The sequence below is a fragment of the Campylobacter concisus genome, from assembly GCF_902460575.1.
GTDB classification, from domain to species: Bacteria; Campylobacterota; Campylobacteria; order Campylobacterales; family Campylobacteraceae; genus Campylobacter_A; species Campylobacter_A concisus_AW.
This window is the reverse complement of the sequence record NZ_CABPUY010000001.1, coordinates 322,470-344,557: the sequence shown is the minus strand read 5'-3', so window position 1 is coordinate 344,557 and position 22,088 is coordinate 322,470. Positions and strand designations below refer to the sequence as shown.

Annotated in this window: 23 protein-coding genes, 2 tRNA genes, 3 rRNA genes and 1 pseudogene; 19 read left to right on the top strand and 10 right to left on the bottom strand. The window is 39.5% G+C overall.

Going from position 1 to position 22,088, the window contains the following annotated elements; translation table 11 throughout:
* Positions 1-5 precede the first annotated feature (5 nt).
* The 4 genes from F3G76_RS01690 to F3G76_RS01675 form a co-directional block, all read right to left on the bottom strand.
* A complete protein-coding gene (locus F3G76_RS01690) occupies positions 6-317 on the bottom strand; it encodes a hypothetical protein (protein ID WP_223227391.1) in 312 nt (103 codons plus the stop codon).
* Positions 318-348: 31 nt separating this feature from the next.
* A complete protein-coding gene (locus F3G76_RS01685; protein WP_103603640.1) occupies positions 349-999 on the bottom strand; it encodes a ferritin-like domain-containing protein in 651 nt (216 codons plus the stop codon).
* Positions 992-1,315 (bottom strand): HMA2 domain-containing protein, encoded by a 324-nt coding sequence (locus F3G76_RS01680; RefSeq protein WP_021088492.1) that lies wholly within the window; start codon positions 1,313-1,315, stop codon positions 992-994. The genes F3G76_RS01685 and F3G76_RS01680 overlap by 8 nt, the downstream gene beginning before the upstream one ends.
* A gap of 102 nt (positions 1,316-1,417) precedes the next feature.
* Positions 1,418-1,864, bottom strand: coding sequence for a Fur family transcriptional regulator (locus tag F3G76_RS01675; protein ID WP_149705735.1), 447 nt, complete (start codon positions 1,862-1,864; stop codon positions 1,418-1,420).
* A 150-nt stretch (positions 1,865-2,014) separates the two neighbouring features.
* Here F3G76_RS01675 and F3G76_RS01670 point away from each other — a divergent pair, with 150 nt between their 5' ends.
* Positions 2,015-2,224: a hypothetical protein gene (locus F3G76_RS01670; RefSeq protein WP_002942234.1), complete on the top strand. Its 210-nt coding sequence runs from the start codon at positions 2,015-2,017 to the stop codon at positions 2,222-2,224.
* Between the two features lie 106 nt (positions 2,225-2,330).
* On the opposite strand, the gene F3G76_RS01665 is transcribed toward F3G76_RS01670, so the two are convergent.
* On the bottom strand, positions 2,331-2,996 hold the full coding sequence (locus F3G76_RS01665; RefSeq protein ID WP_149705734.1) for a lipid-binding SYLF domain-containing protein: 666 nt from the start codon (positions 2,994-2,996) through the stop codon (positions 2,331-2,333).
* A gap of 116 nt (positions 2,997-3,112) precedes the next feature.
* Here F3G76_RS01665 and F3G76_RS01660 point away from each other — a divergent pair, with 116 nt between their 5' ends.
* Complete coding sequence (locus tag F3G76_RS01660) at positions 3,113-3,721, top strand: trimeric intracellular cation channel family protein (RefSeq protein WP_149705733.1); 609 nt, start codon at positions 3,113-3,115, stop codon at positions 3,719-3,721.
* Entirely contained in the window at positions 3,718-4,704 is a 987-nt protein-coding gene (locus tag F3G76_RS01655; RefSeq protein ID WP_103636356.1) for an SAM-dependent methyltransferase, read from the top strand. The genes F3G76_RS01660 and F3G76_RS01655 overlap by 4 nt, the downstream gene beginning before the upstream one ends.
* Here F3G76_RS01655 and ybaK read toward each other — a convergent pair.
* Positions 4,693-5,175: a Cys-tRNA(Pro) deacylase gene (ybaK, locus tag F3G76_RS01650; protein ID WP_021090136.1), complete on the bottom strand. Its 483-nt coding sequence runs from the start codon at positions 5,173-5,175 to the stop codon at positions 4,693-4,695. The genes F3G76_RS01655 and ybaK overlap by 12 nt on opposite strands.
* Before the next feature lie 58 nt (positions 5,176-5,233).
* On the opposite strand from ybaK, the gene fliL reads away from it, so the two are divergent.
* From fliL to F3G76_RS01625, 5 genes are all read left to right on the top strand, one after another.
* Positions 5,234-5,770: a flagellar basal body-associated protein FliL gene (fliL, locus tag F3G76_RS01645; protein ID WP_002942267.1), complete on the top strand. Its 537-nt coding sequence runs from the start codon at positions 5,234-5,236 to the stop codon at positions 5,768-5,770.
* Positions 5,767-6,111, top strand: a complete 345-nt coding sequence (gene acpS, locus F3G76_RS01640) for a holo-ACP synthase (RefSeq protein WP_103640227.1) — start codon at positions 5,767-5,769, stop codon at positions 6,109-6,111. Before fliL ends, acpS begins: the two co-directional genes overlap by 4 nt.
* Before the next feature lie 114 nt (positions 6,112-6,225).
* Entirely contained in the window at positions 6,226-6,843 is a 618-nt protein-coding gene (locus F3G76_RS01635) for a hypothetical protein (protein ID WP_103653498.1), read from the top strand.
* Positions 6,844-6,857: 14 nt separating this feature from the next.
* Positions 6,858-7,457, top strand: a complete 600-nt coding sequence (locus tag F3G76_RS01630) for a hypothetical protein (protein ID WP_181001724.1) — start codon at positions 6,858-6,860, stop codon at positions 7,455-7,457.
* A gap of 200 nt (positions 7,458-7,657) precedes the next feature.
* Entirely contained in the window at positions 7,658-7,915 is a 258-nt protein-coding gene (locus F3G76_RS01625; protein WP_188116292.1) for a colicin immunity domain-containing protein, read from the top strand.
* Between the two features lie 216 nt (positions 7,916-8,131).
* Here F3G76_RS01625 and radA read toward each other — a convergent pair whose 3' ends face one another.
* From radA to F3G76_RS01605, 4 genes are read right to left on the bottom strand one after another with little or no spacing between them, the layout of a single operon-like run.
* Positions 8,132-9,472 carry a DNA repair protein RadA gene (gene radA / locus F3G76_RS01620; RefSeq protein ID WP_103579897.1) on the bottom strand — a complete coding sequence of 447 codons (1,341 nt, stop codon included), beginning with the start codon at positions 9,470-9,472 and terminating at the stop codon, positions 8,132-8,134.
* Entirely contained in the window at positions 9,447-9,809 is a 363-nt protein-coding gene (locus F3G76_RS01615; protein WP_149705731.1) for a VanZ family protein, read from the bottom strand. Before F3G76_RS01615 ends, radA begins: the two co-directional genes overlap by 26 nt.
* Positions 9,802-10,668, bottom strand: coding sequence for a signal recognition particle-docking protein FtsY (ftsY, locus tag F3G76_RS01610; RefSeq protein WP_149705730.1), 867 nt, complete (start codon positions 10,666-10,668; stop codon positions 9,802-9,804). The genes F3G76_RS01615 and ftsY overlap by 8 nt, the downstream gene beginning before the upstream one ends.
* The gene (locus F3G76_RS01605; protein WP_149705729.1) at positions 10,668-11,303 is read right to left on the bottom strand and encodes a TlpA family protein disulfide reductase; all 636 of its coding nucleotides are present in this window, start codon (positions 11,301-11,303) and stop codon (positions 10,668-10,670) included. Before F3G76_RS01605 ends, ftsY begins: the two co-directional genes overlap by 1 nt.
* Before the next feature lie 49 nt (positions 11,304-11,352).
* Between F3G76_RS01605 and F3G76_RS01600 the strand changes: the two genes are divergently transcribed.
* The 11 genes and pseudogenes from F3G76_RS01600 to F3G76_RS01550 form a co-directional block, all read left to right on the top strand.
* The gene (locus F3G76_RS01600) at positions 11,353-11,997 is read left to right on the top strand and encodes a 5-formyltetrahydrofolate cyclo-ligase (RefSeq protein WP_149705728.1); all 645 of its coding nucleotides are present in this window, start codon (positions 11,353-11,355) and stop codon (positions 11,995-11,997) included.
* Positions 11,918-13,471, top strand: a complete 1,554-nt coding sequence (rny, locus tag F3G76_RS01595) for a ribonuclease Y (protein WP_034901872.1) — start codon at positions 11,918-11,920, stop codon at positions 13,469-13,471. Before F3G76_RS01600 ends, rny begins: the two co-directional genes overlap by 80 nt.
* A gap of 9 nt (positions 13,472-13,480) precedes the next feature.
* On the top strand, positions 13,481-14,077 hold the full coding sequence (locus F3G76_RS01590) for a YSC84-related protein (protein ID WP_107848356.1): 597 nt from the start codon (positions 13,481-13,483) through the stop codon (positions 14,075-14,077).
* Positions 14,077-14,643, top strand: a complete 567-nt coding sequence (locus F3G76_RS01585; RefSeq protein ID WP_021085261.1) for a DedA family protein — start codon at positions 14,077-14,079, stop codon at positions 14,641-14,643. The genes F3G76_RS01590 and F3G76_RS01585 overlap by 1 nt, the downstream gene beginning before the upstream one ends.
* Positions 14,640-15,980, top strand: coding sequence for a DUF945 family protein (locus tag F3G76_RS01580; RefSeq protein WP_012001843.1), 1,341 nt, complete (start codon positions 14,640-14,642; stop codon positions 15,978-15,980). Before F3G76_RS01585 ends, F3G76_RS01580 begins: the two co-directional genes overlap by 4 nt.
* Positions 15,981-16,235: 255 nt before the next feature.
* A 16S ribosomal RNA gene (locus F3G76_RS01575) occupies positions 16,236-17,746 on the top strand.
* 94 nt (positions 17,747-17,840) lie between these two features.
* Positions 17,841-17,917: transfer RNA gene (locus tag F3G76_RS01570), tRNA-Ile, on the top strand.
* 12 nt (positions 17,918-17,929) lie between these two features.
* Positions 17,930-18,005 (top strand) — tRNA-Ala (locus F3G76_RS01565).
* 325 nt (positions 18,006-18,330) lie between these two features.
* A 23S ribosomal RNA gene (locus F3G76_RS01560) occupies positions 18,331-21,235 on the top strand.
* Positions 21,236-21,368: 133 nt separating this feature from the next.
* Positions 21,369-21,487 (top strand): 5S ribosomal RNA (rrf, locus tag F3G76_RS01555).
* The 16S, 23S and 5S rRNA genes sit together here with 2 tRNA genes alongside, the layout of an rRNA operon.
* Before the next feature lie 343 nt (positions 21,488-21,830).
* A pseudogene (locus tag F3G76_RS01550) lies at positions 21,831-21,992 on the top strand (cell surface protein); the annotation flags it as partial.
* Between the last annotated feature and the right edge of the window lie 96 nt (positions 21,993-22,088).

Sequence of the window (22,088 nt, the reverse complement as noted above, 5' to 3'; positions counted from 1 at the left end):
TATCCTTAAGCTATATCGTTTGGTGTGATAGCTTTTGGAGCTGCTGGCTTTTTAGCACGTGGTTTTCTTGTTTTTTTAACCACTTTTTCAGCCTCTTTTTCTACTTTTTTAACGCCACGTTTTGCTTTTTTCTCTTCTCTAACCATGAAGTCTTTTGCGTCTTTTGCGACGTTTTTACCTTTTTTGTAAAGATCTTTTGCAGCCTCTTTGCCTTTATCTAAGCCATCTTTGGCGCACTCTTTGATCTTATCTCTTTTACTCCAAGCAACTACTGCTAAACCGCCTACTGCTAAACCTGCTAAAAATGGTAATGCCATTTTAAATCCTTTCTTTGTTTGATTTTGTAAATTATTCATCTTCTTCATCCTTATTTAAATTTTTGCTAACTACTGAAATGCCTAATGCCCCAAGCGCAAGCCCGCTAAAAAACGAGAAATTTGGGTTGTTTGTGATCTTTGCCAACTCGCTTTTATCAGCCTTGCCACTTGCGATATTTTGCAAGCTTTTAGTTATCTCATTAAAGTCATTTTGATAGCTTTCTAAAATGTTTGTTATGCCATTTTGCTCAAAATTTTGTGAAATTTCATTTAAATTTAGCTCATTTTTTGCCTCACATCCGCTATAAATTTCTTTTAAGCAGTGCTTTAAAGAGGCGATATATTCATTATTTGAAGTAGCCCAAAGTCTAAAAAATAGATCTTTTAGCTCCTCATCGTCTAAGCTTTCACAAAATTTTTCATACATTTTGTTTAGCTCATTTTCATAGTTTAGTGCCTCTATCAGCGCATCTTCTTTATTTTTTGCTGGCAAAAAGATAGCTTCATTTTCGCAAACAAGCTCATACTCATGCGCACTTGCAAATTTCTCTATCAAGACGATAGCATTTTTTCTGACGCTTGCGATTTGATCAAATACTTCGCCAAACGAAGCTAGGCTTTCATATAGCCTTAGTGCGTTTTTTTCGCTCGTATAAGAGGCGTTTAAAAGCTCATTAAGCATATTTCACTTCTTTTGCTACTTCATTTACTTTAGCTGAAATTTCTTCTAAATTTTGCCCTTTTAAGAGATCCTCCCAGAGATTTTTAGGGAAAATTTCATGGTCGTATTCGATCGTTACAGAGCCGATTATCTTGTTAAATTTAACATTTTTTATGCCATTTATCTGAGCGATCATATCATCTAAACTAGCTAAATTTACGCTACTACTTAGCTCTTTGATCTTTGGGCTAACCCTTACTCTTAGTCTGCCATTTGTGTGAGCTATCATCGAAAAATAGCTTGCAACTTGTGCTAAAGTTTGTGTTTTTATATCCATTTTCATCCTTTTATTTTGTCTGCGTATTATCTAATCTGTAACTTAAATCAATCTGAAATTTTTTTGTCTTTCATTATCAAAAAGCAAAATGAAATGATAAATTTAAACCCCATTTTTTGCTTGGCAATCACTACAAATCCCATAAAGTATCATCTTGTGAGACTCTGCGCTAAATGAACTTTGGATACAAATTTGCTCCTGCCTTTGTTCTATCATCTCATCTTCAAAATCAACCACCTTTCCGCAAATTTCGCAGATCAGATGATCGTGAGAGGATTTTAAATTTAGCTCATAGTTTTTAACACCATTTTGCTCAAAACTATTTGTTAAATGGTGCTCTTCAAGAAAATTTAAAAAGGTATATATTGAAGTCATTGAAATTTCATTTTTGTAAGTTTCATAAATTTTTTGACAAATTTCTTGAGCATTTAGATGTGACTTGCTTGCAAAAAGCACACGCAAAATTTGCTCTTTTATCTCAGAGCCTTTTTGATTAAAAGCTTTTAAAAACTCGTTAAAATGCTTGTAAAATAGTTCAAAGTCTTCCACAAAATCCCTATCAAATTGATAATGAATGTAAAGATTTTACAACTTTTCTACTAAAAAATGCATAAAATTTCTTACGAATTTAAAGTAAAGTATTTTATAAGCTTCTTTTGGTATAGTTTCGCATTTTTTAAATCAGAATTAAGGAACGTAATGACTTACGACGAGCTAGAATTAGACGCCGTTTTGTTAGAGGTTTTGGAAAATAGAGGCAGCTTTGACTCGATGGATGACGAAGAGCTTTATGAGCTTATCGAGCAAGTCGCGCAATACACTGACGGCGACTACGAAGAGGCGTTTGAATATATGACTCAATTTTCTCCAATCCCTAAAAAACGCTTTGTATCACTATTTATGGTTTAGCAAAAGGCTAAGCCATAATCTTGCTAAATTTATAAACTAAATTTCTAAAATCTTTAAAATGTAAAAAAGAGCCTGACTCTTCTAAAAGAGTCAAGTTGCGAGGTTATTATAAGAAGTATTTTGAGATTATCTCTTTAAATTTGATTGTATATTTACTAGCTTTTGGGCTGTTGTTGTAGATATCTTCAAAGTCATACATTCTCTCGTAGTAGTCGTTTGTATCTTGTGCGTTTATCTTAAGTCTTGCCACATCTAGGCTAACGCCCACGAAAGCTCCACTTGTCTTGCCACGCTCCTCGACAAATGCTGAAATTTCAGGCAAATCACTAGCTATCGCTACTTCGTTACCAACGCCGCCAGTTGCCTCTGCTTTTAGGCTGATCGTATCTTTTGCGTTAAATAAGCTTGCATAGGCTTCTGAGTTTTTAAACAAAATGATCATATCAGCCGAGCTATATCCTAGCTGAAGGCCGATGCTGCCAGATGTGTAATTTACAAAAAATGGGCTTGACCACTCGCCATTGTCGTTTTTAGCGATAAATACGCCTCTGCCTTTTGAGCCAGTGATGATAGCACCTGCTTTTGTCACATCTGGGATGATAGCGATGGCTTTGATGCCTATAAATTTAGTATTTGGTTTTAAATTTCTAGTGCCAAAAGCGTTTAAAATGTTTATCGCATTTTTTAATTTTTGATTTTGAATCACATCAGCGTTTAAATTTAACGCAAAAAATGAGCCGATCAAAAAGAGCAAAGTTAGAATTTTTTTCATCAAATTTCCTTATTTAAAATTTTTGTTATTATAGCCTAAAATAAACTATTATTTAAAAATTTATTAATGAAATTTTATGAGATTTCATTATAAAATGCCCGTTTTTAAGGAAAAATATGAGCTTAATACTTTTTGTGGAGTACGTTGGTATCGCATCAGCTGCGCTTAGTGGCTTTTTGTTTGCAGTAAAGAGGGAGTGCGACTGGCTTGGCGTCTTTTTGTCCGCATTTTTGACCGCACTTGGTGGCGGTATCATGCGTGATATGCTCGTTGGCAGGGCAGTTTATTCATTCACTCACTACATGCCAGTAAGTGTCGTCATCTTTATGCTTGTCGTATCTAGGATCACAAATTTGCATATAAAAAGAGATGGTTTGGAGAAGAAATTTGTCTTTATCTTTGCCGATGCGATCGATGTTATCTGCTTTTCGATCGTTGGAGCGATGGTTGCCATTGAGTATAGCTACAACATCTTTGGCGTTATGATGATCGCCTTTTTTAACGGCGTTGGTGGCGGTATCTTAAGAGATATCTTGCTAAATGAAGTCCCATGGTTTTTGCGCACAGGACTTTACGGCACGATAAGCCTTGGCGTGGGACTTGCTTACTTTATCCTCTATCATCTAGGCCTTAGCAACATATTTTTTACCATGCTCTTGCTAGCTGCTGGCATAACGGTCAGGATGTTTGCATTTTATAGAGGCTGGAAGCTGCCTGATCTATGAAATTTAGCGAGTTTTTTGATATCTGGGTCAATGAAAACTACTATAAATTTGGCGTGGATATCGGCAAAAAGGGTGATTTTTATACAAATGTAAGCGTTGGATATCTCTTTGGCGCTTGCCTTGCAAACTACTTTTTAAAGCTACTTAAAAATGGCAAAATTTCTAGCTCTTGCAAGGTCGTGGAGATCGGCGCAAACTCGGGCGATATGCTGGCTGATTTTGCGCAGGGCATCTTTACGCTTGAGCCAGAAATTTTGTCAAATTTAGAGTTTATCATCATCGAACCTCATGAAATTTTACGTAAAAAACAGCTTGAAACCTTTAAAAAACGCTTTGGTGACGAGGTTAGAGTAGGGCACTATGAAAATTTAGACGAGTGCTCGTTTGATGAAATTTTTGTCATCTCAAATGAGCTACTTGACGCATTTAGCTGCGAAGTGATAGACGCAGATAATATGCTTTTTGTGGATAGCGATCTAAAATTTTACTGGCAAAAAGCGGATCAAAATTTACTAGCCCTTGCAAAGAAATTTGACATAAAAAAGGGCGAGATATCAACTAGCTACGCCAAATTTGCGCTCCAGCTTGCAAATGCGGCAAAAAAGGTGAGATTTTTAAGCTTTGACTACGGCGAATTTGAGCCGAAAAATGAATTTAGCCTAAGAGTTTTTAAAGATCATCAAGTTTTTTCTTTGTTTGAAATTTCAAACCTCGAGCCATATTTTAAAAGCTCTGATCTAACTTATAGCCTTTGCTTTAAGCAGGTAAAAGAGGCTTTTTGCGAGGCTGGCTTTTTGATGCTTAAATTAAAAAAACAAAATGATGCTTTAGTTTGCGACTTTGGCGTGGATGAAATTTTATCTTTGGTGCTTGAAAAAGGCAGCAAGCAAGCCTACGAAAACGCCGCAAAACAGGCTAAATTTCTACTCTCGCCCGAGTTTTTAGGCGAGAAGTTTAAATTTATAGAGTTTTTAAAGAGCTAGCCTAGCGATATCAGCGTAATCCGCTTCGCAAGCTTTCAAAAGGTCATTTGGAGCTATCTTTATCTGCTTGCCTCTTACTCCAGCGCTTACTAGCACGTACTCTTGCTCTTTTGCTCGCTCATCGATGAAAGTCGCAAAGTGCTTTTTCATAGCAAGTGGCGAGCAGCCGCCTCTGATGTAGCCGGTGATCTTTTCTAGATCTTTTAAATTTATAAGCTCGCAGCGTTTGGCTCCACACGCATGAGCAAGTGCTTTTAGATCAAGCTCCAGATCGCCTTGCAAGCAAGCAACGACAAAATTTTTAGGCTCGCACTGGCAGACGATTGTCTTATAAATTTGCTTTATATCTTGCTTGGTGCTAGCTGCTACGTGAACGGCTGAAAGATCGTTTAGATCGACTTCGTATTCTAATATCTCATACTCTATTTTTAGCTTGTCTAAAAGCCTAGCGGCGTTGGTTTTATGTATCATCTTTTCTCATTTTTGTGAATTTTTTGTATAATTATAGCCAAAACTTAAAGGAGGAAAGATGGCTGAAGAAGTTGAAGAGAAAAAAGCAAAAAAAGGTGGCAATGGCGCTTTGATGATAATCATCATCGCGATATTTGTTTTATTGCTAGTTATCGGAGGGCTAGTGGCGTTTTTGATGCTTAGTTCTGACGAGCCAAAAGAGGCAAATATGGCGCAAACACCAGCTCAGACTCAAACTCAACCAGCACCCGCTCAAAACAAAGCAAAACGCGGTGGCAACGACTATTCGAACATGGGACCGATATATCCGCTTGATCAGTTTGTCGTAAATTTACTTAGTGAAAATGGATCAAGATTTCTTAAGACTAAGATTGATCTAGAGCAAAGCGACGAGCTTCTAACTGCCGAGCTTGATAAGAAAAAGGCACTTTTAAGAGATATCATCATAAGAACGCTCTCATCTAAAACTTACGAAGAAGTAAGCACTGCAAAGGGCAAGGATAGGCTAAAAGACGAGATCGTTGGCAAGCTAAATGAAGTGCTAAATGATGGCTACATCAAAAACATATTTTTTACTGATTTTGTGGTGCAATGATAGGCATCGATATCGTTAAGATAGATAGGATTTCAAGACTGAAGGCTCGTCACGGCGAGCTTTTTTTAAAGAGATTTTTAAGCGATGATGAGATCGCGCTAGCAAAAAATGATGCGACTTTGGCTGGATTTTGGGCGGCCAAAGAAGCAGCTAGCAAAGCCCTTGGTGTGGGTATCAGCAAAGAGTGTGGCTTTTTGGACATTGTGCTCAGCAAAGACGCAAGAAACGCACCAAAGATAAAATTTAGCCCAAGAATTTATACAAATTTTAATATCAAAGAAGCAAGCCTTAGTATAACTCATGACGGCGGATTTGCCGTAGCCGCAGTGATGATCGTGTGAAATTTATCTGCTTTAAGAATGATTTGATCTTATATATTTAAGCTGCTAAATACTTGCAAAAATTTAAAGAAGTTTTTACTAAAAAGAAATTTGAAAGTTAATGGAGGAGCTTAAGTGATAGTAAGATGCATAAAAGTCGATGACGAACAGTGGGGTTTTAGACTTTATAAAAAATATACAGTTTATGCTTTACGCTTTGAAGAGACAAAGGTTAGCTTTCTTATTTATGATAACAATAGATGGTATCCATTCTTTTACGATTCTAAATATTTTGAAATTTTAGATAACTTTGCGCCAAGTTCTTGGAGACTATCAAAAGGCAGTCGTACCACTATCGTTGCATACGAAGAAATGGCATCTAGCTTTGATAGTTACTATTTTGACTTAGTAGATATAAAGCCCTCTGTTATAGAAAATTTTATGCAAAGAAAAAGAGAGATTGATAAAGAAGTTGTGCAAAACAGACTTAAAAATGGCATAGAACTAAGACTAAAGGCCATAAATGATCTTCAAGCGCTAGGCAAAGTATCTAACTTTAAACTAAATTTTGAAAATGAACTAGTTAAAATAAACATAAATATTGACAATAAAACAAGATATGAGTATTTAAAAAATAGCGGTCAAAGCTGGTGCTATATGAAGCTAGATGACGACAAATTTGAAGCGATGACAAGTATTGATAGGCTAAATTTTGTACTTAAAAGAGCTATTAAATTTATAGAGACGACATAATCTAAAGGATAAATTTGAAAGTAAGACTAAAAGATGGTATTGATAAAGATAAATACTACATACCAACATATAATTCTATTGGTGATTATCTAAAAATAGATCAAGAGTATGAAGTTTGCGGGATAGAGGTAAATAAAAATGACCCATGTTGTATAAGTTATTCAGTGATTTTTGATTATAGAACTTGGAGTTTTGATGCAAATATTTTTGCTATAACAGATGACACTATTGGTGCTGATTGGGTTTTAAGACAGATAAACGAGAGCATTTTTATGTTTGCTCCAAAATGTATAAATTATCTTGGGTTTGTAGAGGAATTTTGGGACGATGAATTGCCAGCGTTAAGAGCGTATTATAAGAGATTTGATAGTGCTATAAAAAGATCATTTTCACGATATGAATTTAGAAAAATCTTTAACGACTATCAAGACCCAAGTATCAAAGCTACAGGAGTAGATACGCAAGCAGATGGCTACGTCGTTTGTCCGCATTGCTACAATGCAGAGCAGGTAAGTTCAGAACTAGGCGTCATAAAGTGCGAAAAATGCCACCAAGAGTATAACAATCCACTTGCTAAAATTTGCCCAAGCGGGATATCGGTGCTTGATGAGTAAATTTAAAAATACAATATATTGAGAAATAGTAGAGGCTTGTGAGATTGTAATGGTAATAATTGTTAAGTATTACTAAATATAAATTTCATCATATATCAAGTAGCCACATTATATGGTTTGGTTTTTATTTTAGGGTATTAAAATGATTTTTATTGGTCAGCATGATGATATTATTAAATACAATAAATAGGAGTAGTTTTGTGATTTATAATAACTTTTTGACTTTAATGAAAGATTTTGCCAATGATAAAATAGATGCGAGCACTTATCAAACTCAATTCTTTAAGTTATTGCATAAAGATGACAGTTTTTTTAATAAATATTATGACGTTATGCAAAGTTTATTTTATGATGTGGAAGAATATTGCCCAATTAAAGAACTAAGAAATACTGATGAAATTGATGAGATTACATTAAAAAATAGCACAATAAATGCACTAGATCAAATAAAGCTATAAGTTTAAAACAAATCTCTTTGAGTTAGGACGGCTTTGTCCTAAATGACCGCAAAATCGATAAGCAATAGCTCTAAGCTGGGATAAAGTGGTAAATTTCTCGTGAGTTCTTTTTGATATTCACTAAAAAATCTTTTATCTTTTGACACAAAAGCATAAATTATCTCTTTATGGTTTTGTAGATCATTGCCATTTTGTGTAAAAACCATCTTTAATTCTCTACATCCACTCAAGCACTTGCGTGATATCTTTGGCGTAAAAGCACTTTAGACCTTGCGTGTCAAGCGGTTTGTTTGGGATGATGGCATTTTTAAATTTCTGCGTTTTTGCCTCTTTTAGTCGCTGATCGAGATTGAAAATTTCTCTTATCTCGCCGTTTAGGCTTAGCTCGCCGATGAAGACGCTGTCCTTGCTGATGGGGCGGTTTTTGAAGCTGCTGATTATCGCTGCGATGACGGCTAGATCGGCCGCAGTCTCGCTTATCTTAACGCCACCTGAAACGTTTATAAAGACGTCGTAGTGCCCAAGTGGAATTTCAAGCTTTCGCTCAAGTAGGGCTAGCAGCATATCTAGGCGGTTTCTCTCAAAGCCAGTCGAGCTTCGTTTTGGATAGGCGCTTTCGCAAACAAGCGCCTGAATTTCGATGCTAAGCGCCCTTGAGCCTTCCATTATGATGGTGATTGCACTGCCACTCATCGCCCCGCCACGTGTGAAAAATTTACTCGATACCTCATTTGCGCTCACAAGTCCGTGCTGGCTCATCTCAAATATACCAACCTCGCTCGTCGAGCCAAAGCGGTTTTTAAACCCACGTAAAATTCTCAGCTCTCTGCTCGCATCGCCCTCAAAATAAAGCACCACATCGACCATGTGCTCAAGCACTCTAGGCCCTGCGATCGAACCCTCTTTGGTTATGTGTCCGATGATAAAAACGCAGATATTTTGGCTCTTTGCAAGTCTCATTAGCTCAAATGTAATCTCACGAACCTGCGTGATCGAGCCTGGAGCGGAGGTTATATTTTGGCTGTAAAGCGTTTGTATGGAGTCAATGACTAGCACCTTGTAGTCGCTCTTTTGCACTTCTAGCAGGATATCTTCTAGGCAAATTTCAGTTAGCAGGTATAAATTTTTATCCACCGCATTTAGCCTATCAGCTCTCATTTTTATCTGACTTTGGCTCTCTTCGCCGCTTACATAGAGCGTTTTTTTGCCATCTTTTGCTAAATTTGAGCCGATTTTTAGAAGCAGGGTTGATTTGCCGATGCCTGGGCTACCGCCTATTAAAACAAGCGAACCCTCGACCACGCCACCACCAAGAACAAGGTCTAGCTCACTATCTTTGGTGCTAAATCTCGTGAAATTTTGAATTTCAACTTCGTCAATGCTTATGGCTTTGCTGGGCGTGCTAGCGCTTTTTGCTATCTCTTTGCTTATTTTTATCTCTTGCTGGCTAAGCTCGACAAAGCTATCCCAAGCCCCACATTGTGGGCATTTACCCAGCCACTTTGCCTGTTGATTACCGCAGGCTTGACACTCAAAAACTGGCTTTGCTTTTGCCATAATATATCCTTTTTAAAATTTCAACTACTATCACTCCAAAGACCGCTCCGATCATGTCAGCTACGATGTCAAGCAGGCTAAAGCTCCTATTCGGTAAAAAAGCTTGAACGAGCTCTATTTGCACGCCAAAGGCTAAAAGCAGGGCTAAATTTTTTAAAATTTTAAAATGATAGCCAAGATAGAGCAGTATATAAAGGGCGAAAAAAGCTAAAAAATGGTTTGCTTTGTCCCACGAATTTTCGATGATCGCGGGACTTTTTGGAGTAAAAGCAAGAAAATCAATCGCCAAAAGAGCAGCGAAAAAGCAAATTTTACTAAGAAATTTTACCCTACTCAAAAATGGCGTCCATCAGCTCGTCTAAAAACTCGTCTGGGTTAAATTTGATGATATCGTCCATGCTCTCGCCAACGCCTATATAAAATATAGGTAGCTCAAGCTCCCTTGCCACGCCAAATAGCGCTCCGCCCTTTGCAGTGCCATCAAGCTTTGTGATGATGACGCCATCAAGCGAGACGATATCGTTAAATGCCTTTGCCTGCGCGACGCCAGCGTTGCCCTGCGTGCCATCAAGGATAAGGATCTTGCGGTGAGGCGCCTTTTCGTAGGCCTTTTTGCTGATACGAACGATCTTGTCAAGCTCGTTTGCTAAATTTGTCTGGTTTTGAAGCCTGCCAGCCGTGTCTAAGATGACGCGGTCGATGCCTTTTGCAAGGGCCGAGCTGATCGTATCATAAGCCACAGCTGAAGGATCATGCCCTTGCTGGGTGGCGACTATTGGCACATTTAGTTTGATCGACCATTGGCGTAGCTGCTCGATCGCCCCAGCTCTAAATGTATCGCAAGCGCCCAAAATGACGCTTTTGCCGTTATTTTTATATAAATTTGCTAGTTTTGCGATAGTTGTCGTCTTGCCAGCGCCATTTACGCCAAGGATAAGATCGACAAATGGCTTATCAGGCTCGATCACGCGCTCTTTTTCGTAGATAAAATAGCTACTCATAACGCGTCTAAGATCAGCTCTGCTCACTTCATCTTGTGGCGGCAAGTAGTATAAAATCTCCTCCACGATCTCGTAGGCCACGTCAGCCTCTAGTAAAATTTCCTCTAAGCTCTCTTTGTCGATCTTTTTTGACTTTTTGGCCGAGCTTATCGCTCCAAAGGTCTTTTCAAAGCCTCTCTTCAAAAACTCAAGCATTATTTTATAGCCCTATTTATGTCAGTTTCAAGCATCTCTTCAGGCACAAGACCTATGTAGCCTTGAGCGTAGTCGCCATTTGCTTTGAAAAGTGCAGATGCAGGGAGTCCTTTGATGCCGCCCATCGCCTTTTCAAATAAGAAATTTCCCTCGCCAACTGCGATGTCGTATTTGATCTTATACTTTTGAGCAAATTCTTTAACCTCGTCCTCGCTCTTGTCTTCAAGCAAGACAGCAACGATGTTTAGCTCGTTTTTAAATTTCTCACTTAGGTTGTTTAAAGATGGGATCTCAGCCTTGCAAGGTGGGCACCAAGTGGCGAAAAATACGTAAAGTGTCGCTTTTTTGCCATCTTTTACGTCAAAGCCGTTGCTTCTTTTTGTGATCTGCATAGTTGTGCCGTTAAGTAGTTTTAGGCTTATATCTTTTACTTCGTCACTTTGTGCGCTCTCGCTTATCTTTGGTGTGAGCGTATCTTTGCTTAAATTTTCATCTTTGCTGGCATTTTCTTCTAAATTTTTACTTTGCACAGCTGGTTCGCTAGTGTTTTGCTCGCTCTTTTTGTTAGAGTCGTCACCGCATCCGAAAAATGCAAAAAGACAAAGTGATGTTATAATTACGCGTTTTAGTGTCATAAATTTCCTTTTGAAAAATGTTTCAGGATTATACAAGAAAGAGCATAAAATGAGCGTTAATTTAGAAAAAAACGAATTTAGAAAAAATGCAAGAGCAAATTTGATAAAGCTTACTAAATTTAGAGCAAAATGCACACATCATAAGGCAGCAAAAACGCTTTTAAATTTGATAAATTACACAAATTCTAAAAAGGTGCTCTTTTACCTGCCGCTTAACTACGAAGTCGATGTGCTTAAAATAAGACGAAATTTATCACATAAATGTGAAATTTTTGCCCCTTTTATGGTAGGTCTTAGCTTAGAGATGGTAAGATTGCGACTGCCATTTATAACTTATAAATTTAATGTCAGGCAGCCATCTGGCAAAAAAATGAATAATGTTAAACTCGATATGGCGGTAGTTCCAGCGATTGGGGTTGATGGAGCTATGGCAAGGATAGGGCACGGAAAAGGATTTTACGATAGATTTTTTGACACTTTGCCCATTAAGCCAAAACTGATAGTTTTCTTAGAGGTAAAAGACTTTTACACCAAAGATGTGCTCTCGCAGGCGCACGATGCAGTAGGAGACTTTTATATAACCCCAAGTAAAAATTATATAAAAAGAGGAATAAATGATAGAGGTTTTAATAGGCTTAGGAGCCGGTGTGGTGGGCGTTGGAGCAGGGTATCTCTACGCCAAAAAGATAAATGATGCAAACTACAACATATTTTTAGAGCAGGCAAAAGCAAAGGCAAAAGCCATTGAGTATGAAGCTGAGCTAACGCTTAAAAACTCTAAAATTTCAGTGCAAGAGGCTGAATTTGAGGCTAAAAAAAGATACGATGACAAGACGACAAAGCTTCAAAAAGAGTATGCAAGTAAATTTGATGAGCTAACCAAAAAAGAGAAAATTTTGCTAAATGAGCAAGAGCTTTTAAATGAGAGCAAAGAGCTTTTTGAAAAAGACAAGCAAGATGCGAAGGTTACTTACGAAGAAGGCTTAAATTTAAAAGCGACTTATCAAAACAAAGTAGAAGAGGCGATAAGGGTGCTTGAGCACGCTGCTGGCTTAACGGAGGAAGAGGCAAAAGAGGTTGTGCTTAAAAAGGTCGAAGAGAAGTCACGCGCCGATATTGCTCACATCGTTAGAAAGTACGAAGAAGAGGCAAAAAGAGAGGCTAAAAAGAGGGTTAATTACATCTTGGCGCAGGCTACGTCGAGATTTGCCGGAGAATTTGCGGCTGAGCGACTGATAAATGTCGTAAATATCAAAAACGATGAGCTAAAAGGCAGGATCATCGGCAAAGAGGGACGCAATATCAAGACCCTTGAAATGGTCCTTGGCGTTGATATCATCATCGACGATACACCACATGCGATCATCTTAAGTAGCTTTAACCTTTACAGACGTGCGATCGCAACAAGAGTGATCGAGCTTTTGGTGGAGGATGGCAGAATTCAGCCTGCGAGGATAGAGGACTTGCACAAAAAAGTAACTGAAGAATTTGAGCAAAGCATACAAGAAGAGGGCGAGAACATCGTCATGGATCTTGGTCTAAATAAAATTCATCCAGAGATAGTAAAACTAATAGGCAAGCTTAAATTTAGAGCAAGCTACGGTCAAAATGCCCTTGCTCACAGCCTCGAAGTAGCTCACCTTGCTGGCATCATCGCAGCTGAGTGTGGCGGAGATGAGAAGCTAGCAAAAAGAGCTGGCATACTTCATGACATCGGCAAAGCGCTAACTCACGAGTACGAGGGCAGCCACGTCGATCTTGGAGCTGAAATTTGCAAACGCTATAAAGAGCATCCAGTCGTCATCAACGCGATCTATGCTCACCATGGCCACGAAGAGGCGACAAGTATAGAAAGTGCTGCTGTTTGCGCAGCTGATGCACTAAGCGCAGCTCGTCCAGGAGCAAGACGTGAGGTGCTTGAGAGCTTCCTAAAACGTGTCGAAGAGATCGAAAACATCGCAAAAAGCAAAGAGGGCATTAAACAAGCTTATGCGATCAACGCTGGCCGTGAGATCCGCGTCATCGCAAATGCTAAACTCATAAACGACGATGAGGCCGTGCTTGTGGCAAAAGAGATCGCTCAAGAGATCGAGAGCAAGGTGCAGTATCCTGGTGAGATCAAAGTGAGCGTCATCAGAGAAACTCGCGCTGTTGATTTTGCGAAATAACGGCAAGATATGAAATTTCTTTTATCATTAATAATATTTTTCTCGCTTGGCTTTGCCAGCGAGGAGCTCGTGCTAGACTCGGCAAATTCGTTTATAACGACGATGAGAGGCGCTAGAAACGCCCCTATAAAAGAGCTCATCGAACAGTCAAAAGCGACGATCATCTTTCCAAGTGTAAAAAAAGTCGGTTTTGTGGTCGGTGGCATGGGCGGAGATGGCATCATGGTCGTTGGCAACATCAACTCGCCAAGTGAAATTTTGCCAGTTAGTATAAGTGGCGGCAGTATCGGCATACAGCTTGGCTATGAAGATAGCTCGCTTGTGCTATTTATATTTAAAGATAGTATTATCTACGACATAAAAGACGCCAAGATCACGCTTGATACGAAGCTTTCAGTGGCATTTGGCGATATCGGGCGCAATTATAATAAAATAAGCGACTTTAAATTTTCAAGCGACATCTACGCATACGCTGCAAATGATGGATTTTTCGCAGGAGCAAGCTTTGGCGGAGCAGTGATTAGCGCAAAGGATGAAATTTTAAAACAAAGTGGCTACGCATACGAGCAACTAATATCTTCAGCTTCTAAACTTTTGGGGCAATGATGCAAGATATTATAAACTCAATTTCGACTTACGGCTACATCGTGCTATTTTTTTACAGCCTTGGTGGTGGCATGGTAGCACTTATCGCCGCTGGGATATTAAGCTTTGCAGGCAAAATGGACATCACTCTTAGCATAATCGTCGCTGCCGTGGCAAATACGATCGGCGATACTTTGATCTTTTACGTCGCAAGGTTTAATAAAAGTTCGCTTATGCCTTATGTGAAAAATCACAAAAGAAAGCTTGCCTACGCTGGAATTTTGGCAAAAAAGCATGGCGATAAGATAATATTTATCAAAAAATTTATCTACGGCGTCAAAACTTTGGTGCCTATCGCACTTGGACTTACAAAATACTCTTTTTATAAATTTAGTGTTATAAATTTGATCTCTTCAGTGCTTTGGGCAGTGATCGTCGGTCTTGCAAGCTATAAAGCAGGGGATTATTTTATGAGTGTGAGCAATTATCTTGGCGAGCATGGCTATATCATGCCACTTGCCATGGTAGGCTTGTTATTAGGTATCTGGTTATTTTTACAACACATTACAAAAAGGAGAAAAGCATGAAAAAGGTGATATCTGCTCTAATCGTAGTTATCGTGATCGTTGCAGGCGCTGTTTATTTCGCCTCAAACAAGGTCGAGGAGAACTATCAAAGGATAGTTGATAGACTAAATGATGTGAATGGCTTTAAAGTTTCAGAAAATAGCTATCAAAAAGGCTTTTTTGGCTCAAAAGGATCGTTTGATCTTATCGTTTCAAAAGATCTTTTGAAAAATTTAGCCGGCAAAGATGTAGATGAGGATCTAAATTTCAAGGTAGAAAATGAAATTTCTCACTCAGTGCTTGCATTTGTAAATGGCTTTGATATTGACTCAAAAATTTCTATACAAAATGAGGCGATAAAAAATATCGTAGCTTCATTTCTTGGGTCAAACGTCGTCGCAACGGCTAAAACAAAGGCTAGCGTGAGTGGTGATAAAGACGTAAATGTTAAATTTAGTGATATTGACTTTAGTGACAAGCAAACTATGAATGTTCATACAAAGGATGTGAAATTTGGTTTAAAACTGGACGCAAAAGATAATGTAAATAGCGCAAACTTGGGTCTTAAGAAAGTTTCATTAAAAGACCTTAATGAAGAAAATAAAGCAGAAGTTAATCTTGAAGGCGTCGATATAGATACAAGCTACACTGTGCCAGTTGAAATTTCAAAGATATTTGAGAGCAAACTAGCTCCTTACGTAGCAAAAGCTAAGATTAAAAAACTAGCATTATTAGATGAAAAAGATGGTAATGTTGCTTTAGACGATCTTGAGTATAGCTCGAAATTTGAAGTCTCAAATGATCTTGGTAGCTCAAATGACGTGGTGAAGATAGGTGCAGTTGCTGTTAATAAAGTGAAATTTACAGATTTTATCTTAGATAGCAAAATAGCAAATATCAACGTGCCAACTATAAATAATATACTTGATAGACTAAGTAATGTAAATGTTGATACAAATGAGAGTATCTTTGCTGGGTTAAATTTGGACGAAGTAATAGGTCAAATTTTAGAGAAAAATCCAAGTGTGAAAGTGGATACATTAAGCTTTAAAAATGGCAATAATGCGATAAATTTAAAATTAGATGCTGCTATCAATGGCTTTAAAAGCGGAGAAAGTCAGCTTGCGATCTTTGATAAGCTATCACTTAATGGCGAGCTAAGTGTGGATGAGACTTTGGCTAAATTTTTTGATACACTTCTCCCAGAGATGACTCTTATCGAGCCAACACTTATATCTGCTGGATATTTAAAAGAAGATGGCAAAAAAGTAGTAAGTAAATTTAAGTACGATCCAAATAAAAAAGATATTATTTTTAATGAAAAGGTTGGACTTCAAAATTTATTTATGGGCTTTTAAAAAATAGCCTGATTTTTATCTGCTTTTAAGCATCACTTCTATATACTTCACTTTCTGTTTTGCAGAACGCAGAGCAGAAAGTTCTTTTAACTTACAATTGTTAAACTATTAGTCAATCTTTGAAATCTAAACAAGTGATCGATTGAGCCAGTCTATTATGATTAAATAATAGATTAGACAAACTAATATAAAAACTAAAAGTTTTTTTGATTAAAAACTTCATAATAAAAATCCTATTCTATTAGATAGGTAATTAATATGGAGAGTTTGATCCTGGCTCAGAGTGAACGCTGGCGGCGTGCCTAATACATGCAAGTCGAACGGACAAGTAAGAGCTTGCTCTTATGAGTTAGTGGCGCACGGGTGAGTAATGTATAGCTAATCTGCCCTACACTAGAGGACAACAGTTGGAAACGACTGCTAATACTCTATACTCCTGTCTTACATAAGTTAGATAGGGAAAGTTTTTCGGTGTAGGATGAGGCTATATTGTATCAGCTAGTTGGTGAGGTAATGGCTCACCAAGGCTATGACGCATAACTGGTCTGAGAGGATGATCAGTCACACTGGAACTGAGACACGGTCCAGACTCCTACGGGAGGCAGCAGTAGGGAATATTGCTCAATGGGGGAAACCCTGAAGCAGCAACGCCGCGTGGAGGATGACACTTTTCGGAGCGTAAACTCCTTTTGTTAGGGAAGAACAATGACGGTACCTAACGAATAAGCACCGGCTAACTCCGTGCCAGCAGCCGCGGTAATACGGAGGGTGCAAGCGTTACTCGGAATCACTGGGCGTAAAGGACGCGTAGGCGGATTATCAAGTCTCTTGTGAAATCCTATGGCTTAACCATAGAACTGCTTGGGAAACTGATAATCTAGAGTGAGGGAGAGGCAGATGGAATTGGTGGTGTAGGGGTAAAATCCGTAGAGATCACCAGGAATACCCATTGCGAAGGCGATCTGCTGGAACTCAACTGACGCTAATGCGTGAAAGCGTGGGGAGCAAACAGGATTAGATACCCTGGTAGTCCACGCCCTAAACGATGTATACTAGTTGTTGCTAAGCTAGTCTTGGCAGTAATGCACCTAACGGATTAAGTATACCGCCTGGGGAGTACGGTCGCAAGATTAAAACTCAAAGGAATAGACGGGGACCCGCACAAGCGGTGGAGCATGTGGTTTAATTCGAAGATACGCGAAGAACCTTACCCGGACTTGATATCTAACAAATCATCTAGAGATAGAAGAGTGTCTGCTTGCAGAAATGTTAAGACAGGTGCTGCACGGCTGTCGTCAGCTCGTGTCGTGAGATGTTGGGTTAAGTCCCGCAACGAGCGCAACCCACGTCATTAGTTGCTAACAGTTCGGCTGAGCACTCTAATGAGACTGCCTTCGTAAGGAGGAGGAAGGTGTGGACGACGTCAAGTCATCATGGCCCTTATGTCCGGGGCGACACACGTGCTACAATGGCATATACAATGAGAAGCAATATCGCGAGATGGAGCAAATCTATAAAATATGTCCCAGTTCGGATTGGAGTCTGCAACTCGACTCCATGAAGCCGGAATCGCTAGTAATCGTAGATCAGCCATGCTACGGTGAATACGTTCCCGGGTCTTGTACTCACCGCCCGTCACACCATGGGAGTTGATTTCACTCGAAGCCGGAATACTAAATTAGTTACCGTCCACAGTGGAATCAGCGACTGGGGTGAAGTCGTAACAAGGTAACCGTAGGAGAACCTGCGGTTGGATCACCTCCTTTCTAGAGTACATATAGATATTCTCTCACAAGATATCTATAAGAAAGATATTCTCAATCATCCTTGTTTAGTTTTGAAAGATTGATAGACCTATAGGGGCCTATAGCTCAGCTGGTTAGAGTGCACCCCTGATAAGGGTGAGGTCACAAGTTCAAGTCTTGTTAGGCCCACCAGAGAATTTAATTGGGGAATTAGCTCAGCTGGGAGAGCGCCTGCTTTGCACGCAGGAGGTCAGCGGTTCGATCCCGCTATTCTCCACCATAAAATAGTTTAACAGCATTAAGTCTAATTAGAGAGCTTAAATTTAAACTTTCTAATTAGACTTTTGTCTAAATGTTCTTTTAATTAATATTGTTAATAGTCACAAGCAAGTTTTAAAAACAATTTTACAGGACTTGTTAAAGATTTAAATTTCTATTCTCTTTGCATTTAATGCAAAAGTTTGACATCACAATCTATTTAGGATTTAAAACTTATCTAAATAGTAGTCAATGCTTTCCGTCTTGAGAGCTAGAATTTAAATGTAGTAACATAAAGTTATCTTTAACAAGGAAGTGATGCGAATTAGAATAATCTAATATAGAAAAGGTAAGCTACAAAGAGCAAGTGGTGGATGCCTTGGCTAGTAGAGGCGATGAAAGACGTGCCAGGCTGCGATAAGTCTCGGGGAGCCGTCAAGGGGCTTTGATCCGGGAATTTCTGAATGGGGCAACCCAACTAATAGAGATATTAGTTACCGTATAACGGAGCGAACGAGGGGAATTGAAACATCTTAGTACCCTCAGGAAAAGAAATCAAAAGAGATTACGCTAGTAGCGGCGAGCGAACGCGTAAGAGGGCAAACCACTAGTTTACTAGTGGGGTTGTAGGACTGCAATATAGACTAAACTTAGCTAATAGAACGACCTGGAAAGGTTAGGCACAGAGGGTGATACCCCCGTATATGAAAGCTTTGTTTTACTTAGCAGTATCCTGAGTAGGGCGGAACACGTGATATTCTGTCTGAAGCTGGGTAGACCACTATCCAACCCTAAATACTACTACTAGACCGATAGTGCACAAGTACCGTGAGGGAAAGGTGAAAAGAACTGAGGTGATCAGAGTGAAATAGAACCTGAAACCATTTGCTTACAATCATTCAGAGCCCTATGATTTATCAGGGTGATGGACTGCCTTTTGCATAATGAGCCTGCGAGTTGTGATGTCTGGCGAGGTTAAGGAAACCCGGAGCCGTAGCGAAAGCGAGTCTTAATAGGGCGTTTAGTCAGACGTTGCAGACCCGAAACGATGTGATCTATCCATGAGCAGGTTGAAACCGGTGTAAGAGCCGGTGGAGGACCGAACCCGCTAGCGTTGAAAAGCTATGGGATGACTTGTGGATAGGGGTGAAAGGCCAATCAAACATCGTGATAGCTGGTTCTCTCCGAAATATATTTAGGTATAGCGTCATGTAGTAACACTAGGGGGTAGAGCACTGAATGGGCTAGGGCATACACCAATGTACCAAACCCTATCAAACTCCGAATACCTAGTGTGTAATCATGGCAGTCAGGCGGCGAGTGATAAAATCCGTCGTCGAGAGGGGAACAACCCAGACTAACAGCTAAGGTCCCTAAATCTCATTTAAGTGGAAAACGATGTGGAGTTACTTAAACAACCAGGAGGTTGGCTTAGAAGCAGCCATCCTTTAAAGAAAGCGTAATAGCTCACTGGTCTAGTGATTCTGCGCGGAAAATATAACGGGGCTAAAATGAGTACCGAAGCTTTAGACTTAGTTTTACTAAGTGGTAGGAGAGCGTTGTATTTGCGTTGAAGGTATACCGGTAAGGAGTGCTGGAGCGAATACAAGTGAGCATGCAGGCATGAGTAGCGATAATTGGGGTGAGAATCCCCAACGCCGTAAACCCAAGGTTTCCTACGCGATGCTCGTCATCGTAGGGTTAGCCGGGTCCTAAGCAAAGTCCGAAAGGGGTATGCGATGGAAAATTGGTTAATATTCCAATGCCAACTATAATGTGCGATGGAAGGACGCTTAGAGTTAGAGGAGCCAGCGGATGGTAGTGCTGGTCGAAAGGTGCAGGTTGGAGTTCAGGCAAATCCGAACTCCTTTAAGCCGAGGCCTTACAGGTGCGTGAAGTTCTTCGGAATGAATCGTAAATCCTTGATACTGTCGAGCCAAGAAAAGTTTCTAAGTTTAGTTATAGTTGCCCGTACCGTAAACCGACACAGGTGGGTGGGATGAGTATTCTAAGGCGCGTGGAAGAACTCTCTTCAAGGAACTCTGCAAAATAGCACCGTATCTTCGGTATAAGGTGTGCCTAACTTTGTGAAGGATTTACTCCGTAAGCATTGAAGGTTACAACAAAGAGTCCCTCCCGACTGTTTACCAAAAACACAGCACTCTGCTAACTCGTAAGAGGATGTATAGGGTGTGACGCCTGCCCGGTGCTCGAAGGTTAATTGATGACGTTAGCTCTGCGAAGCGTTTGATCGAAGCCCGAGTAAACGGCGGCCGTAACTATAACGGTCCTAAGGTAGCGAAATTCCTTGTCGATTAAATATCGACCTGCATGAATGGCGTAACGAGATGGGAGCTGTCTCGAAGAGGGATCCAGTGAAATTGTAGTGGAGGTGAAAATTCCTCCTACCCGCGGCAAGACGGAAAGACCCCGTGGACCTTTACTACAGCTTGACACTGCTATTGGGATAAAAATGTGCAGGATAGGCGGGAGGCTTTGATCCATAGACGCCAGTTTATGGTGAGCCATTGTTGAGATACCGCTCTTTTTTATTCTGATAGCTAACTAGCTTGAGTTATCCTCAAGTAGGACAATGTCTGGTGGGTAGTTTGACTGGGGCGGTCGCCTCCCAAAATGTAACGGAGGCTTACAAAGGTTGGCTCAGAACGGTTGGAAATCGTTCGTAGAGTATAAAGGCATAAGCCAGCTTAACTGCGAGACATACACGTCAAGCAGAGACGAAAGTCGGTCTTAGTGATCCGGTGGTTCTGTGTGGAAGGGCCATCGCTCAAAGGATAAAAGGTACCCCGGGGATAACAGGCTGATCTCCCCCAAGAGCTCACATCGACGGGGAGGTTTGGCACCTCGATGTCGGCTCATCGCATCCTGGGGCTGGAGCAGGTCCCAAGGGTATGGCTGTTCGCCATTTAAAGCGGTACGCGAGCTGGGTTCAGAACGTCGTGAGACAGTTCGGTCCCTATCTGCCGTGGGCGCAAGAAGATTGAGGAGAGTTGACCCTAGTACGAGAGGACCGGGTCGAACCAACCACTGGTGTACGAGTTGTCCTGCCAAGGGCACCGCTCGGTAGCTATGTTGGGATGTGATAACTGCTGAAAGCATCTAAGCAGGAAGCCAACTCCAAGATGAATCTTCTTTTAAGAGCTCATATAGACTATGTGTTTGATAGGCTGGGTGTGTAATGGATGAAAGTCCTTTAGCTGACCAGTACTAATAGCTCGTCTGCTTATCTTTTAATAAGCATCACTTCCTTGTTAAGGATAAAAACTTAATAAGATATGTTTTTACAAAACTTTGTTTATGACTTTTAACTTTATCTAGTAGTGTTAAATAAGAGATTTAGCTATTATATCTTTTATTTAACACTGCCCGTGACTATACAGACGAGGAAACGCCTTGCTCCATCTCGAACCAAGAAGCTAAGCTCGTCCTGGCTGATGATACTCTCCCTTACTGGGATGTTGGAAAAGTAGGTCGTTGCGGGCTTTGTTGTTTGTCTGCTTTAACTATTACATTGTTTGATTCTGTTTTTATTATTGTTGTTTCTTGTATAAGTATAAAATATTGGTTTTTTTTAATTAGGTTTTATTGATTAAATGTAGTAAGACTTTTTATATATGTTTTTATATTATTTGGTTGGCTATCTTTTTAAATTTATATTTTTCTAGTTTTTATAAGTTTTATTTAAAAATTATGCAAGTTAATGGATGAGCAAATTATGAATTTGTTGTATTTATACCTTTTATTAGTTGATAGTTTTTCTAAAAATAATTAACGTTTTAAAAGTGCTTTGTTAAAGTGTAAGTTAAAAACAAACAGAAAAAAATAACCTATGCAGGTTAAGAAAAAGTATGAAACCTATGATATAAACAAGGATCAGAAATTTCTCTATGCAAGAGAGCTTTTAAATTTCAAAGAAAAAAGAGGCGTAGATGTCTTGGAGCTTATGCAAAAGATAGATAAGAAGCAAATTTTAAATAAGATGGTTTGATAATAAAGCAGAGCTAGGATCATCCTCTACCTTGCTATGGGATGACTTAGTGGCGGCTTGCGCTAAATACAAAGATAAATTTAAACCTTTTTATCG

What these genes read in the sequence shown, in the direction of transcription:
- F3G76_RS01685 (WP_103603640.1), bottom strand. Translation starts at nt 999, where the DNA reads ATGCTTAATGAGCTTTTAAACGCCTCTTATACGAGCGAAAAAAACGCA.
- F3G76_RS01655 (WP_103636356.1), top strand. Translation starts at nt 3,718, where the DNA reads ATGAAATTTAGCGAGTTTTTTGATATCTGGGTCAATGAAAACTACTAT.
- F3G76_RS01665 (WP_149705734.1), bottom strand. Translation starts at nt 2,996, where the DNA reads ATGAAAAAAATTCTAACTTTGCTCTTTTTGATCGGCTCATTTTTTGCG.
- F3G76_RS01590 (WP_107848356.1), top strand. Translation starts at nt 13,481, where the DNA reads ATGAAATTTCTTTTATCATTAATAATATTTTTCTCGCTTGGCTTTGCC.
- F3G76_RS01660 (WP_149705733.1), top strand. Translation starts at nt 3,113, where the DNA reads ATGAGCTTAATACTTTTTGTGGAGTACGTTGGTATCGCATCAGCTGCG.
- F3G76_RS01680 (WP_021088492.1), bottom strand. Translation starts at nt 1,315, where the DNA reads ATGGATATAAAAACACAAACTTTAGCACAAGTTGCAAGCTATTTTTCG.
- fliL (WP_002942267.1), top strand. Translation starts at nt 5,234, where the DNA reads ATGGCTGAAGAAGTTGAAGAGAAAAAAGCAAAAAAAGGTGGCAATGGC.
- F3G76_RS01690 (WP_223227391.1), bottom strand. Translation starts at nt 317, where the DNA reads ATGGCATTACCATTTTTAGCAGGTTTAGCAGTAGGCGGTTTAGCAGTA.
- acpS (WP_103640227.1), top strand. Translation starts at nt 5,767, where the DNA reads ATGATAGGCATCGATATCGTTAAGATAGATAGGATTTCAAGACTGAAG.
- rny (WP_034901872.1), top strand. Translation starts at nt 11,918, where the DNA reads ATGATAGAGGTTTTAATAGGCTTAGGAGCCGGTGTGGTGGGCGTTGGA.
- F3G76_RS01580 (WP_012001843.1), top strand. Translation starts at nt 14,640, where the DNA reads ATGAAAAAGGTGATATCTGCTCTAATCGTAGTTATCGTGATCGTTGCA.
- F3G76_RS01605 (WP_149705729.1), bottom strand. Translation starts at nt 11,303, where the DNA reads ATGACACTAAAACGCGTAATTATAACATCACTTTGTCTTTTTGCATTT.
- ybaK (WP_021090136.1), bottom strand. Translation starts at nt 5,175, where the DNA reads ATGATACATAAAACCAACGCCGCTAGGCTTTTAGACAAGCTAAAAATA.
- radA (WP_103579897.1), bottom strand. Translation starts at nt 9,472, where the DNA reads ATGGCAAAAGCAAAGCCAGTTTTTGAGTGTCAAGCCTGCGGTAATCAA.
- F3G76_RS01600 (WP_149705728.1), top strand. Translation starts at nt 11,353, where the DNA reads ATGAGCGTTAATTTAGAAAAAAACGAATTTAGAAAAAATGCAAGAGCA.
- ftsY (WP_149705730.1), bottom strand. Translation starts at nt 10,668, where the DNA reads ATGCTTGAGTTTTTGAAGAGAGGCTTTGAAAAGACCTTTGGAGCGATA.
- F3G76_RS01670 (WP_002942234.1), top strand. Translation starts at nt 2,015, where the DNA reads ATGACTTACGACGAGCTAGAATTAGACGCCGTTTTGTTAGAGGTTTTG.
- F3G76_RS01585 (WP_021085261.1), top strand. Translation starts at nt 14,077, where the DNA reads ATGCAAGATATTATAAACTCAATTTCGACTTACGGCTACATCGTGCTA.